The 13,420-nt window shown below is 33.7% G+C and carries 11 protein-coding genes; 1 reads left to right on the forward strand and 10 read right to left on the reverse strand.

All coding sequences use genetic code 11. From position 1 onward, the window contains the following. Positions 1–13 precede the first annotated feature (13 nt). The 8 genes from ACOQOS_RS16825 to ACOQOS_RS16860 all read right to left on the reverse strand — a co-directional run bounded on the left by ACOQOS_RS16825 (position 14) and on the right by ACOQOS_RS16860 (position 8,406). Entirely contained in the window at positions 14–1,837 is a 1,824-nt protein-coding gene (locus ACOQOS_RS16825; protein WP_420571637.1) for an SMI1/KNR4 family protein, read from the reverse strand. Positions 1,838–2,174: 337 nt separating this feature from the next. Then, on the reverse strand, positions 2,175–3,446 hold the full coding sequence (gene serS / locus ACOQOS_RS16830) for a serine--tRNA ligase (protein WP_420571638.1): 1,272 nt from the start codon (positions 3,444–3,446) through the stop codon (positions 2,175–2,177). A gap of 257 nt (positions 3,447–3,703) precedes the next feature. Next, the gene (locus tag ACOQOS_RS16835) at positions 3,704–4,084 is read right to left on the reverse strand and encodes a hypothetical protein (protein WP_420571639.1); all 381 of its coding nucleotides are present in this window, start codon (positions 4,082–4,084) and stop codon (positions 3,704–3,706) included. Then, positions 4,074–4,457, reverse strand: a complete 384-nt coding sequence (locus ACOQOS_RS16840; RefSeq protein WP_420571640.1) for a DoxX family protein — start codon at positions 4,455–4,457, stop codon at positions 4,074–4,076. Before ACOQOS_RS16840 ends, ACOQOS_RS16835 begins: the two co-directional genes overlap by 11 nt. Then, a complete protein-coding gene (locus tag ACOQOS_RS16845; protein ID WP_420571641.1) occupies positions 4,444–5,118 on the reverse strand; it encodes a peroxiredoxin-like family protein in 675 nt (224 codons plus the stop codon). The genes ACOQOS_RS16840 and ACOQOS_RS16845 overlap by 14 nt, the downstream gene beginning before the upstream one ends. A gap of 91 nt (positions 5,119–5,209) precedes the next feature. Next, complete coding sequence (locus ACOQOS_RS16850; protein ID WP_420571642.1) at positions 5,210–6,082, reverse strand: helix-turn-helix domain-containing protein; 873 nt, start codon at positions 6,080–6,082, stop codon at positions 5,210–5,212. A 1-nt stretch (position 6,083) separates the two neighbouring features. Continuing rightward, positions 6,084–7,484 (reverse strand): HTTM domain-containing protein, encoded by a 1,401-nt coding sequence (locus tag ACOQOS_RS16855; protein ID WP_420571643.1) that lies wholly within the window; start codon positions 7,482–7,484, stop codon positions 6,084–6,086. Beyond that, the gene (locus tag ACOQOS_RS16860) at positions 7,474–8,406 is read right to left on the reverse strand and encodes a bifunctional riboflavin kinase/FAD synthetase (protein ID WP_420571644.1); all 933 of its coding nucleotides are present in this window, start codon (positions 8,404–8,406) and stop codon (positions 7,474–7,476) included. Before ACOQOS_RS16860 ends, ACOQOS_RS16855 begins: the two co-directional genes overlap by 11 nt. A 210-nt stretch (positions 8,407–8,616) precedes the next feature. Here ACOQOS_RS16860 and ACOQOS_RS16865 point away from each other — a divergent pair, with 210 nt between their 5' ends. Next, the gene (locus ACOQOS_RS16865; RefSeq protein WP_420571645.1) at positions 8,617–11,979 is read left to right on the forward strand and encodes a reprolysin-like metallopeptidase; all 3,363 of its coding nucleotides are present in this window, start codon (positions 8,617–8,619) and stop codon (positions 11,977–11,979) included. Between the two features lie 63 nt (positions 11,980–12,042). On the opposite strand, the gene pth is transcribed toward ACOQOS_RS16865, so the two are convergent. Next, positions 12,043–12,684 (reverse strand): aminoacyl-tRNA hydrolase, encoded by a 642-nt coding sequence (gene pth, locus ACOQOS_RS16870; protein WP_420571646.1) that lies wholly within the window; start codon positions 12,682–12,684, stop codon positions 12,043–12,045. 136 nt (positions 12,685–12,820) lie between these two features. Further along, positions 12,821–13,414 carry a 50S ribosomal protein L25/general stress protein Ctc gene (locus ACOQOS_RS16875; RefSeq protein WP_420571647.1) on the reverse strand — a complete coding sequence of 198 codons (594 nt, stop codon included), beginning with the start codon at positions 13,412–13,414 and terminating at the stop codon, positions 12,821–12,823. Positions 13,415–13,420: the final 6 nt, after the last annotated feature.

Consider the following 13,420-nt stretch of genomic DNA (forward strand, 5'->3'; position numbering starts at 1 on the left):
GATATATTTTGAATTACGACGAAGTTTTAGCTAAAACAGCTGTCTCTAATAGCGCTTCTAGTTTTTTGTTGGGTCCATAAATAGTCATACATTTTTCAATCATCATTCTAGCAATAAATTCTTCTAGGGAGTTTGCAACGGCTCTTGCTGTTAATAATGAATCGTGAATGCTGCGAAATACAATTGGTTTGTTTGTTACGGAGATACATTCGTTATCAATGAAATAGAAATCACCATTGCCAACTCGTCCTACGCCAAAAATGAAATCGATGTGTTCTCTAATGTCTACTTCTTTAGGCCATGAATACTCATAGTCATCAGCTTCTTCTTCACTTTCCATATGATTATCATATTGCCATTCTACTTCAGCTTCTATTCCGCCAATTTCAGAAAGTGGTAAAAATTGATCGTCCTCACAACCATTTCTCCAAGCATATACAGCTTTAAGATCATCAGGTAAGCCATGACCTTTAAAATCGGCTTCACTTGCTTTGTCGTTAAATTTTAAGTGAGATGATAATTTTAGTTGTTGTATCAATAATTCCAATTCAGCTACAGATTGCGGTAATGATTCAGGAATTTCTATTTTGTCTTTTGATGCCATTGCATTTTTATCAAGCATATTCCAACGAATCAACAATCTTTTCAATTCTGTGTCGGCAGCATTAGAAGCAGTTATGTCAAAACTTTTTTGCACAAGTTGTTTTATAAATTTACCATCTTCTGGCGCACTTTCTATAAAACCATAATAGCGATCATTGATGCAGGCTTTTAGAATGAATTTAGCATCTTGACTTTGTGTATGTTTGCTTAAGTAGTCTGTGATTTCATCTATTTCTTCTGAACATATTGAAAGATTTTCCACAGCACTTTCTAATTGGTCAAAACCAAAAGTGTTTCCTAAACTATTTCCAATTCTGACACTTTCTTTAAAATCTTCAACAATGCTTAAAATTTCATTGAATGATATTAAAAAATAATGTGTTAGCAGTAAAAGATAACTTGTTTTTCGGTTTGTATTGAAGCAAGAAATTGCTGTAGAGAGTAATTCTTCCTGTGAGTTAGCAGTTGCTAAAAGTTCTTTAGAAAACGAAGTTGTATCATTTTTATAAAACTTCTCAAAGGAATCAAATATATGAGCGCCGTACTCATGGAAGCCAATCAATTCTATGAGATTTAATTGATGTATTTGCTCTTTTAAATTGGTATTGTCTGGTTGTATTTTTTGGTGTGTTCTAATTGTTTTTCTAAAATCACTGGCAGCATCCAAAAGCGCATCGATATCTTTAAATTCGCAATTTTCATGTGTTAATATATGCTGCATTTGGTCAAGTAATTCTTGCATCATTAAAACAACTACTTGCTCTTCATCGTTATTTAAATTCCATTTTTGGGTGAGATTTGCATGACTACTATCAAAATACAAGGAAATTAACCAACCAGCGGCAAGACTTTTGGGAACATTACTTTCGATGAAATTTTTATTTCCAAGTCTAATTTTTTGCAAGGCATCAAGCTTATCAGGCGTATGAAGCATATAATCCCAAAGTAATCTCTTTAACAATCTATAAGTATTTGTATGTGGCGAACACAAATAGATTGTTTTATGTTGCGTAGCAGAGGAAAACCCTTTATGCTCGGAAACAGCATCAAATAATTTTGCATAATATTCAAAAAAAAGAGCAACCCAATTTTCTTCAAGTTTTACATCTGGAAATTGATTAAAAAGCGTTCTTATAAAGTCTTCTTGTTCTTTACCATGTTCGTAGGCTTGATTGCTATCTAAATCTTTATAATTGCAGGAATTGAGTAGTGCTGTAAGACTGGTTATTTTCATAAATATATTCTTGTATAATAGTTGTGTTCTGTAGGGAATTGCTAAAGCTAGTAGAAACTTTTTCAAAATCAAAATGCCCGAGCAATTGCTCAGGCATTTTTTTAGCTATAAGATTCCATAGATTATAAACTATTTAAAACTAGGTTTGGGTATATAGCACTTTGTGTTTAGCTCTTATATGAAACGTACTAGCTATTAATCTATGGATTACGTTACATATATCGATGTAATAATTGGGAGCACAAACGTATATAATTTACCGATAAAAAGCAAAAAAGATCGATAAAATACATTATCGATCTTTCAAAAAAATATGATTATATGTGTAAGTTTTGACTTAAGAAATTATGTCAAATCCTGTGTATCTGCGTAATACGTCTGGAATCTCTATTCCATTCTCTGTTTGATAATTTTCTAAAATTCCTGCTAAAACTCTTGGCAATGCCAAAGCACTTCCATTTAAGGTATGTGCTAGTTGTTTTTTACCATCTTTATCTTTTATTCTGAGTTTCAGGCGGTTCGCTTGAAAAGTCTCAAAATTAGATATAGAACTAATTTCTAACCAACGATCTTGCGCTGTAGAAAATACTTCAAAGTCATACGTTAATGCCGATGTAAATCCTAAATCGCCACCGCATAAACGTAAAATTCTGTACGGAAGTTTTAATTCTTCTAGAATCTCTTTTACATGATTTACCATGCTGTCTAATGCTGCATATGAATCTTCTGGACGTTCAATGCGTACAATTTCTACTTTATCAAACTGATGCAAACGATTCAATCCGCGAACATGTGCGCCATAACTTCCAGCTTCACGTCTAAAACATGGTGTATATCCTGTACAGCAAATTGGCAAATCTTCTGCTTTTAGCAAATCGCCACGAAACATATTCGTCACAGGAACTTCTGCAGTAGGAATCAAATACAAATCATCCCCAGTTACGTGGTACATTTGTCCTTCTTTGTCTGGCAATTGTCCAGTTCCGTATCCAGAAGCCTCATTTACCAAATGCGGTACTTGATATTCCGTATATCCAGCATCTGTATTTTTATCTAGGAAATACTGGATTAACGCACGTTGTAAACGCGCACCTTTTCCTTTATATACAGGAAATCCTGCTCCTGTAATTTTATTTCCAAGTTCAAAATCAATGATATCGTACTTTTTTGCTAATTCCCAATGTGGTTGTGCGTTTTCGTGTAACGTTGGAATGTTGCCTGCGCGAAAAACTTCTTCGTTATCATCTTCGCTATTTCCAGCAGGAACCAATTCGTTTGGCACATTTGGAATGGTGTATAAAAGTTCTGCAACCGCAGTTTCTTTTTCTTTTAAGTTGGTTCTTAAACCTTCTGCTTGTGTTTTTAACTGCGTACTTTTTTCACGTAAAATCTCTGCTTTCTGACGTTCACCACTTTTAAACAACTGCCCAATTTCTTTGGATAATTTATTAGAAGAAGCTAAAGTGTTGTCTAACTCAACTTGCAAACCTCTACGTGCTTCGTCTAACGAAACAACTTCGTTTACAATCTCAGTGGCATCAAAATTCCTTTTCTTCAAAGCTTCAATAATCTGAGCTTTGTTGTCTCTAATAAATTGTAATTGTAACATTTTGTTATGTTTATGGCGTTCCCTTTGGTCAGGCTTTCGGCTATATCTTTTTTTAACATCGTCATTGAGAAACAAATCATAAATTTATTGTGACAATCTGCTACAAAAGAAACAAATTACTTCGTCGTTTGCTCCTCGTAATGACGTTTGATAACAAAAAGGATGTCGCCTCTATCCTTAACGCGTAACGCATTGATTAATTGAAGGCACAAAAATAATCAAATAAAGAGAAAAGTTGTATTATTTTCTAGCTTAGTTTATGGAGTCAATATAACTTCACGAGTAACTTGCCAGCGATCATTTTCCCAAACGAAATCAATGACCAAATTGATCAAGTTTTCAGTGCCTGTTAAATTTACTTTTCTATCAAGAATGACTACACCTTTATTGTCATTCACTTGTACGTGATGAATTGCTGCCCAGGTATTTAAATCTTGTTCTTCAGCAGCTTTTTTCATTTCAAACATTTGCATAAAAGCAGTCTTATCTGCCAACAACTTTTGCTTTTCAACATCAAACATGATAATTTGTAAATCTGTATGATATAATTGATCAAGTTTTTCTAGATCGAAACTTGTTCCTGCTTTTATGAGTATTTCAATAGCTTCCTGTAAGCCAGTTGTTGTTTTAGTTGTCATTTTTAATATGGTTTAAGTTTCCGTATACTTTTCTATCATAGATCCAAGAAATTGTAATGAATACCAACGCGATTCCAGAAAATAGATATTCACCATCTGCTACCATTACATGTGCTACTAAAGCAAGAATTGCATCAAATAAAAATCCGGCGTAAGCCAATTCTTTTAAAAATAGATTCCATTTAGTTGCTACAGTAATTGCACCAGCAACTTTTAAGAATGCTAACGGATAAATAATCCAGGTTGGGAATCCTAAGTTATTAAAGAACATTTCGGCTCTGGGATAATTAAAAATATACATCATGGCGCCTGCAAAGAATAAGAAACAGAGCAATCCTGTGAAAATCCAATAGATGATTTTATTTGTTTTCATAGTATTTGTTTTTAATATTATTGAGTTTTAGTGTTTCAAGTAAAATTGAAGGTTCCATACGTGTCATGTAGTCAGCTTCAAAATGAATGAAGATTATTTTTTGATTGCTGTCTATAACATAAATTGCAGGTACAGGCAATTCGTTATTGTGATTGCCATGAATTTTAGAAAAATCCATTCCAAAGTTGTCAAATTCTTTTTTCGAAGCTTCATCAAGTTCAAAAACAATTCCGATTGTTTTCATAAATTCAGCATTTCTATCTGTTAAAATAGGATAGGAGATGGTATTTTTTTGTGTGGTTTGTGTAGCCAATTGAGGAAGTTCTGCACTAATGGCAATAATATCTGAATTCACGGCTTTAAATTCGCTGCGTAAGCGTTCAAATTCGCGTAATTCCATATTGCAATACGGACACCATCCACCACGATAAAAGTTAAGAATTAGAAATTCTGACTCCTGAATTTCTTTTATACTTACATCATTTCCATAATTGTCAATTAATGAAATATTTGGAATTGTATCGCCAACTTGTAAAGCATTTTGTTGTAATTGATTGTTGCGAATGTTCTCTATACTTTTTGTAAACGTATCAATAACAGATTTTGGCATGCGTTCCATGGTTGCATCTCTAACTATTTTTAGCTGTTCTTGTAATTTCATAGATTCATTTTTTTGTTGGTACAAATGTATTTCTACATTTCACGAAATGAATTATCTATGTATTTCTTAAAATAGTCAATCTGTAACCGAGCTATATTTTGGTAAGTTGTTTTAAGAATTGATTTGGAGTGAAGCTCGTATGTTTTTTAAAAAATCGAATGAAGTTTGAAGGTTCGTTGAAACCCATTTTAAAAGCAATTTCTTGCGATGTGTATTTTTGCTCAGAAAGATTCCGTTTAATTTCTAATAATAACCAACTATCAAGAAAAGCTTTGGCGGTTTTTCCTCCTATTTCTTTGCAAATATCGTTGAGGTATTTATAAGAAACGTCTAATTTTTTAGCATAACTTTTTGCATTGTGACTTTCTGCATAGTATTGAGTGATGAGTAATTTATAAGACAAAAAATCTTTAAAACGTTTACTTTCAAATGTTTTGTGCTGATATACAGAAAGTTGTTTTATTTTGAATAAAAGTGCCATGAATACCGAATTAATCATTTCGGGTTTCATGTTCAAATTTTCTTCTTGATGTAAATGTTTTAATAATGTTAAAAATGATTGTAAAGAGTGTAAATTTTCTTCACCAATATAGACACTAGGTGTATTGTAAATATGTAGGAAATGAAATAAATTTTTTTCACTGATATTTTGGCTAATGAAGCTTTCCTCAAACGAAATGACAAATCCATCAGTAGTCCGTTCTTTATTAAATGCGTGTACTTGATCTTTGGTAAGAGGAAGTATTACACCGGGAAAAATTTTTTGTTCTTTAAAGTCGATAGTATGTGTGCTTTCTCCTTTGGAGATAATAATGAGCGCATGAAATTCTATACGATGTGGTTTTGATAAATCGTATCCGTTTTTTTTACAACGATCGCGTAAAGTTTCAATAGTAATGAACTCAAAGGGTATGGGTTGGTTTACAAACCTAGAGAATATAATATTTTCAATATCATCTGCCATGTTACTTTTTGTCGTATTTACTTTTAAAAGGTAATAACCAATCGTGATGTGAGAAATGAGACCATTCTTCGGCAGCTAAATCTACTTCAGGATCAAAGAGTTTTTGATACAGATGATTGTTTACTTTTACGGTACCTTGTGCATATATTTCAACGTCCATTCCTTTTTTTGCAAAATCTTTCTTTAAAAACTGAACAAACTGCCATAACATGTCTGGTTTTATTGCAACTCTTTTTGCTTGTTTTGGAGTTGTGTATGTTGCGGGATATACATATGTAATTTTACAAGTTTCTTTGTCAATTACTTTCAATTTTATATTCCCTGATTTAGAACGTAGCATCATTCGCCAACTTAAGCGATGTCCTTCTTCAGTCCATAGTACATCTCCTTTAAAAGTCCAATGACGTAAAGGCAATAGAATTTGTGACATAAAATAGAGTGCAAATATGGGAATTATAATTTTTCTGTACGGTGAAAGGATGACTTCATTACCTGTATATACATCTTTATTCCTTAAAAAGATATTTCGAATGGTTTTTGGTTCAAAAAAGAAAAGACATAGTGCTAAAGACATGTACGGAAAAATTCCAATATGCAGCACAAATGAATTGAATAGGTGAAAAATAATGGAGCAAATAAAAATAAATATGCGTGTACGTTTCCAAAGCAATAATGGAATCACTAATAAATCAAAGCCAATGCCGACGTAAGTTAGCAAGTAGTAAATCCAATTTTGTTGCAAAAGTTCGCCAATAACGGGTAAGTTTCGCTTGCTATTTATTAAATTTTTTGTGACTTCTCCCGAAATCCAGTCAGGATACATTTTAGCTATAGAAGCATACGTGTATACAATGAATAACTGTAAGATGAAAATTACTAATACCCAATTGGGCATGTGATTTTTTTTCAGTTTTGGATTTAATTTAGCATCTACTGAAAGAGAATGATGCGCAGGAACAATCCACATGAATACTGATAGTAATACTAAAAGGTAATAATGGTTGTTATAAGATGTTTTTTGAGTTAAATATGCGCCTGTCCACAAAATAGTAAAGAGTCCAATACTCCAACGATATTTGTAACCAACCATTACCAAGAGTCCACAAGTTCCCATTACAATAAAGTAAAAGTAAAAACCGTAACTAAAATCAGCTAAATTAAAATACTCTAATCCGAATAAATTAAAATCGAGTAGCGGCTTTCTTAGTGCTTGCTGCATAGGTGTTAAAATGCCTTCAAAACCTATAAATGTAAAAGTAAACTCTGGGGTAACTAACGCACGTTTTACCCAACCTGTAAAAACGGCACCAAATCCTTCCAAACAAATTAGCAAGCCAAAAAATACTCGGAATAGTACGAGCGAAGTGTTGTCTACTTGTTTGTAAAGGAATTTATTTAGCATGATATTTTTCAATTAATGCTAAGGATTTTTGTTGATCCTTTTTTAGCTGTTCTTTTAGTTTGTCTACCGAATCAAATTTTTGTTCATCTCGTAAGCGTTGGATGAATTGAATTTGAATTTTTTCATTGTAAATATCACGATCAAAATTAAAAAAGTGAACTTCGATAGTTTGATCTGTTCCTGCTACTGTAGGATTTGTGCCAATATTCATCATTCCAAAAACAGGTTTGTTATCTATAGTGCTTTTTACACAGTAAACTCCTTGTTTTGGAATAAGTTTATAGGTCTCTTTTATGTGAATATTTGCTGTTGGAAAATCGATAGTTTTCCCCAATCCTTTTCCTGAAACTACGGTTCCAGTGAGCATAAATTCATATCCAAGATATGTATTTGCTGTTGTAATATTGCCTTCGTTTAAAGCTTTCCTAATTTTGGTAGAACTGATTGTAATATCGTCTATTTCTTTGGCTTGAATTTCTTCTACTTTAAAATCTAAAGCTTCTCCAAATTCACGTAAATCATCGATATTGGCAGTTCGGTTTCTTCCAAATCGATGGTCGTAACCAATGATAATTTTTTTTAAGTTTAAGTGATCAATTAAAAAGTCACGAACAAAATCGCGTGCTTTTAATCTTGAAAATTCTTTATTAAAAGGATAAATAATCAGCGTGTCTAATCCTGTGGCTTCTAAGAGTTGAATGCGTTCTTCAATGGTATTGATGAGTTTTATATTTGCATCTTGTTGTAATACCATTCGTGGATGCGGAAAAAAAGTAAGTAACATTGTGGAAAGTCCTTCTGATTTTACAATCAGATTTTCAATAATTTTTTTATGTCCCATATGAACACCATCAAAAGTACCAATGGTTATTGCGGAAGGATTTTCGGCTTTATATGCATCAAAAAAATCTATGGTATTCACTATGTTGCCTTTTTTTACAAAGCTATTTAATTCTTTTACAAAAAATAAATAATCTTGTTGTTTTAAAGAAAGATATTCACAGATAAAAATAAATGTTTCATCGCTCCATTAGCTTAATTGGTCGAAAAATCGTGTGAAATTTATGTTAATTTTAAAAAAAGAGGGATTTTTGGTAACCTAAAAAAAGTAATCCCTTAATCTTAAGAACCTATGAAGCCTATTTTACGCTTCGGTTTTCTTGCGTGTATTTTTTTGCTTTCAACTGTTGGATTTGCCCAAAACAACGACTGGAAGAAGCGAGGAACCGTTACAGACTCTGAAACTGTACGAAAATTTAACCTATCAGAACAAAAAGTTCATTTTTTTGAACTAGACTTTGAAAATTTCAAACAACAACTTATTGATGCTCCTCAAAGAGGGAGAACTTTTAATTCAAGCACAATTGTACAAGTACCAGGTGCTGAAGGAAAATTAGAATCTTTCAAATTGTACGAAGCTTCTGTTTTTGCGCCTGAATTGGCAGCAAACTTTCCAAATATCAAATCGTATATTGGATATAGTCAAGAAAACTACGGAGCGCAATTGCGAATGAGTGTTTCTCATAAAGGAGTGCACACAATGATTTCTTATGTAAATCAGCCAACTGTATTTATGCAGCCAGAAGATACTGGTGTAGAAAACTATGTAGTTTACACTAGAGATGCACGAACAAATACAATAGGAGAATTTAATTGTTCAACTATTGATGAGGTTCAGGGTAGAATTGCTGGCAATGGAGATGTCCATGCAAAAGATGCAGATGATCAAGTTTTGCGAAAGTTTCGTATTGCTATTTCTGTAACAGGAGAATATACAGCGTATCATGGAGGAGCAGTTGCAGATGCAATGGCAGCAATTAATGTTACAATGTTGCGTGTAAATGCAATTTTTGAAGTAGATATGGCTGTTACTTTTGAAGTGATAGCGAATAATAATACTGTAATCTACACAAACGCAAACACAGATCCATATTCTCCAAGTACTAGCGGATTAGATGATCATCCAACTTATGGAGGCGCGCCTTGGTTTGCTACGAATTGGAATGTACAATTACAAGAAACATTAAGAGACAATATTGGAGAAGCAAATTACGATATAGGACATTTATTTGGTGCTGCCGGTGGTGGTGGAAATGCAGGTTGTATAGGCTGTGTTTGTGAAACAGATTTTCCACAAGGTAAAGGAAGCGGATATACTTCGCCAGCTGATGGAATTCCAGAAGGAGATACATTTGATGTAGATTATGTAGCACATGAGATTGGTCACCAAATGGGAGCTAATCATACTTGGGCGTTTAGAACAGAAGGAACTGGAGTAAATGCTGAGCCTGGAAGTGGTTCTACCATTATGGGATATGCAGGTATTACAGGAGCAAATAACGTACAACAAAATAGTGATCCGTATTTTCATTATCACAGTATTAAGCAAGTAACAGATAATCTTGTAAACAGAACTTGCTGGAATGCGAATAACTCGCCAATGTTATCGAATAATCCGCCAAGCGCTAATGCAGGAAGTGATCATGTGATTCCACAAGGAACAGCTTATGTGTTAAGAGGAAGCGCAACAGATCCTGATGGAGGAGACGCACTTACCTATTGTTGGGAACAAACTGATAGCGGACAAGTTACTAATATCACATTTGGACCAACACTAACCAGTGGCTCTATGAATCGATCGCAAGAACCGTCAAGTTCTCCGAATAGATATATTCCTCAATTAAGTAGAGTCGCTTCTGGAAATTTAACCCAAACTAATCCGACAATCAATACTGCTTGGGAAACCGTAGCAACAGTAAATAGAACGATGAGTTGGGCATTGACTGTTCGTGATAGAGAGCCAACAGCTACTGGGTTAGGTGGGCAATCTAGTTTTGATCTTACTTCAATACAAGTAACCACATCTGCAGGACCTTTTACAGTAACTTCTCAAACTTCTAATGTAAGTTGGGATATGGGAACAAGTCAAACAGTAACATGGAATGTAGCTAATACAGATACTGCACCCGTAAATACAGCTAATGTAAATATATTAATGTCTACAGATGGAGGAGCAACTTTTCCAATAACATTGGCATCAAATGTACCAAATGATGGATCGCATGATATTACTGTTCCTGTAACAACACCAACTTCTCAAGCAAGAATTATAGTAGAAGGCGCAGGAAATATTTTCTTTGCAATGAATTCAAGTAATTTTACGCTTGTAGAGACTGATTTTGCATTGACATTTACTGATAACGAAGAAACTGTATGTCAGCCAGGAGACGCTGTATATACTTTTACATACAACACTTTTAATGGTTTTAGTGGAACTACTAATTTTTCTGCAGCAAACCTTCCAGCAGGCGCAATGGCGACATTTAATCCAACTTCTGCATCAGCAGATGGAACTATGGTAACATTAACTGTTTCTGGATCGGGAAGTGTAACAGTAGGAGATTATACATTTTCGGCACAAGGAACTTCTGGAGGGAATACAAAATCATCTGATGTAATTTATAATGTGCAAGCAGGAAGTTTATCACCTGTTACGCTTGTGTCTCCTTCTGATGGATCGACAAATACACCAACAAATTCAAATTTTAGTTGGTCAGCAAGTGCTTCTGTAAGTGATTATGTAGTAGAAATTGCAACAGATGCAGCATTTACAAATATTGTAGAAACAAATACGGTATCAACAAATAGTTACACAGCTACATCATTGGCACAATCAACTACATATTATTGGAGAGTAGGGATTTCTAACAATTGTGTTTCAACAGTATATTCTAGTGTATATTCATTTACAACACAAAGTTGTTCTGTGTGTGCTTCTGTGGCAAATACGAGTTTTGATACAAGTACAACATTAGTAGTGTTTGCCGATATTAATAGAAGCTCCGCAAAGCCTTCGGGATATAGTGATTATACAGCTACAGATGCTACAGACGTAACTAAAGAATCCTCTTATTTGATTACTGTAAATGCTAACACTGATGGAGATTACAGAACGCAAACAAAAGTATGGATTGATTGGAATCAGAATTGTAGTTTTGATGATCCAGGTGAAGAATATGATTTAGGAGAAGCTGATAATGTAGCTAATGGAGCAACAGCAAACTCAGGAATGATGATTACAGTACCCGCTGGAGCAGCTACGGGAGCGACTACCATGCGTGTTTCTACAAAGTATACAGCGAGAAATAATATTGTGTTCCCGACTTCATGTGAGAATGGTGCAGATGCAGAAGTAGAAGATTATCGTATTAATGTACAGAATACCTTATCTACTAGTGAAAATGAATTGGAAGGATTTACAATTTGGCCAAACCCTACAAACGGAAGATTTACTGTACAATTTACTTCAACATCTAGAAATGATGTAACAATTGATGTGTTTGATGTGCGTGGACGTTCTGTTTTTGCAAGAAAGTATGGTAATACTGCAAATTTCTCAGAAGAATTAAATATAAGCTCAGTACAAGCTGGATTGTATATGGTACGTGTAAATGATGGAGAACGCGTGAGTATCAAAAAATTGATTGTTAAATAATTTTCACAATCAATACCTAACTAAACTAAATACTAGAAAGAGCGGACAATACATCCGCTTTTTTTATTTTCCATTAAAATTATTCATAGTATTTGAAACACCAGCAGTTCCGAAAGATTTGATAAGTTCCATGCTTTTTTCGAGTCGTTCTGGAAGTTTAGTTTCTTCTTCAGCATTCCATTCTCCTAGTACATAATTCACTTGTCTTCCTTTGCCAAAATCGGCACTAATTCCAAAACGGAATCGTGGGTATTTTGAAGTGTTTAATTGCTCCTGAATACTTTTTAATCCGTTGTGTCCACCATCACTTCCTTTGGTTTTTAGGCGAATTGTTCCGAATTCGAGATTTAGATCATCAGTAATAATTAAAACATTTTCAACTGGAATTTTTTCTTTGGTCATCCAATAACGAACTGCTTTTCCGCTGAGGTTCATATACGTACTTGGTTTTAAAAAGATAAATGTTCTTCCTTTAAATTTGTATGTGGTAAGGTCGCCTAATTTTCCAGTTTCAAACGTAACGTCTTCTTTTTGTGCAAAAAAATCAAGTATTTTAAACCCAATATTGTGTCGCGTGTTTTTGTATTCACTTCCAATATTTCCTAAACCTACAATGAGAAATTTTTTCATAGGATCTGTTTCTTCTATGTTGAATGATGATTTTGTATGAGATGCATTTAATAATTTTCTAAAAAATTGAAGCATGCTGTAAAAATTTGTGTAAAAGTAACGCGTATTATTGCTTAGACCAAGTCTGCATGTTAAAAATTGAATTTTACTAAAATAAAAAAGCATCTCATATTGAGATGCTTTTCATAAATGATCGTTTGATCAATTTGTTTTATGCTTCTTTTGCGGCTTTTGCAGCTTCTTGAGCAGCTTTCATTGCAGCACGTGAGATTCTTACTTGGCAAACTACAGTATTGTCAGCATGTAATAACTTGTAGCTGTCATTTTGTAAAGCGGTAACGTACAATTTGTTTCCAATTTCTAACTCAGAAATATCAGCTTCGATAAAATCAGGTAAGTTTGCAGGTAATGCTTTTACTCTAAGTTTACGCTTGTTTAAACGTAAAACTCCACCAGCCATAACACCTGGAGCACTTCCTTTAACAGAAACTGGAATATCCATAGTAACTTCTTTATCATCGAATAAACGATAGAAGTCAATATGTAAAATCTTATCACTTACAGGGTGAAATTGAATGTCCTGTAAAATAGCATTGTGTGTAGAACCGTCTTCTAATGCAATCACAACTGTGTGCGCATTTGGAGTATACACTAATTTAGAAAATGATAATTCTTCTGCTGAAAAGTGTAATGGATTGTCTCCTCCGTATAATACGCAAGGAACCTTTCCAGCATTACGTAAGGCTTTTGTTGCTACTTTACCTACGCTTTCTCTTTGAGATCCGTTGATTGTAATTGATTTCATTGTTTT

Source organism: Kordia sp., assembly GCF_965224175.1.
Taxonomy (GTDB): domain Bacteria; phylum Bacteroidota; class Bacteroidia; order Flavobacteriales; family Flavobacteriaceae; genus Kordia.

What these genes read in the sequence shown, in the direction of transcription:
- ACOQOS_RS16850 (WP_420571642.1), bottom strand. Translation starts at nt 6,082, where the DNA reads ATGGCAGATGATATTGAAAATATTATATTCTCTAGGTTTGTAAACCAA.
- ACOQOS_RS16845 (WP_420571641.1), bottom strand. Translation starts at nt 5,118, where the DNA reads ATGAAATTACAAGAACAGCTAAAAATAGTTAGAGATGCAACCATGGAA.
- ACOQOS_RS16825 (WP_420571637.1), bottom strand. Translation starts at nt 1,837, where the DNA reads ATGAAAATAACCAGTCTTACAGCACTACTCAATTCCTGCAATTATAAA.
- ACOQOS_RS16875 (WP_420571647.1), bottom strand. Translation starts at nt 13,414, where the DNA reads ATGAAATCAATTACAATCAACGGATCTCAAAGAGAAAGCGTAGGTAAA.
- ACOQOS_RS16865 (WP_420571645.1), top strand. Translation starts at nt 8,617, where the DNA reads ATGAAGCCTATTTTACGCTTCGGTTTTCTTGCGTGTATTTTTTTGCTT.
- ACOQOS_RS16835 (WP_420571639.1), bottom strand. Translation starts at nt 4,084, where the DNA reads ATGACAACTAAAACAACAACTGGCTTACAGGAAGCTATTGAAATACTC.
- serS (WP_420571638.1), bottom strand. Translation starts at nt 3,446, where the DNA reads ATGTTACAATTACAATTTATTAGAGACAACAAAGCTCAGATTATTGAA.
- pth (WP_420571646.1), bottom strand. Translation starts at nt 12,684, where the DNA reads ATGCTTCAATTTTTTAGAAAATTATTAAATGCATCTCATACAAAATCA.
- ACOQOS_RS16840 (WP_420571640.1), bottom strand. Translation starts at nt 4,457, where the DNA reads ATGAAAACAAATAAAATCATCTATTGGATTTTCACAGGATTGCTCTGT.
- ACOQOS_RS16855 (WP_420571643.1), bottom strand. Translation starts at nt 7,484, where the DNA reads ATGCTAAATAAATTCCTTTACAAACAAGTAGACAACACTTCGCTCGTA.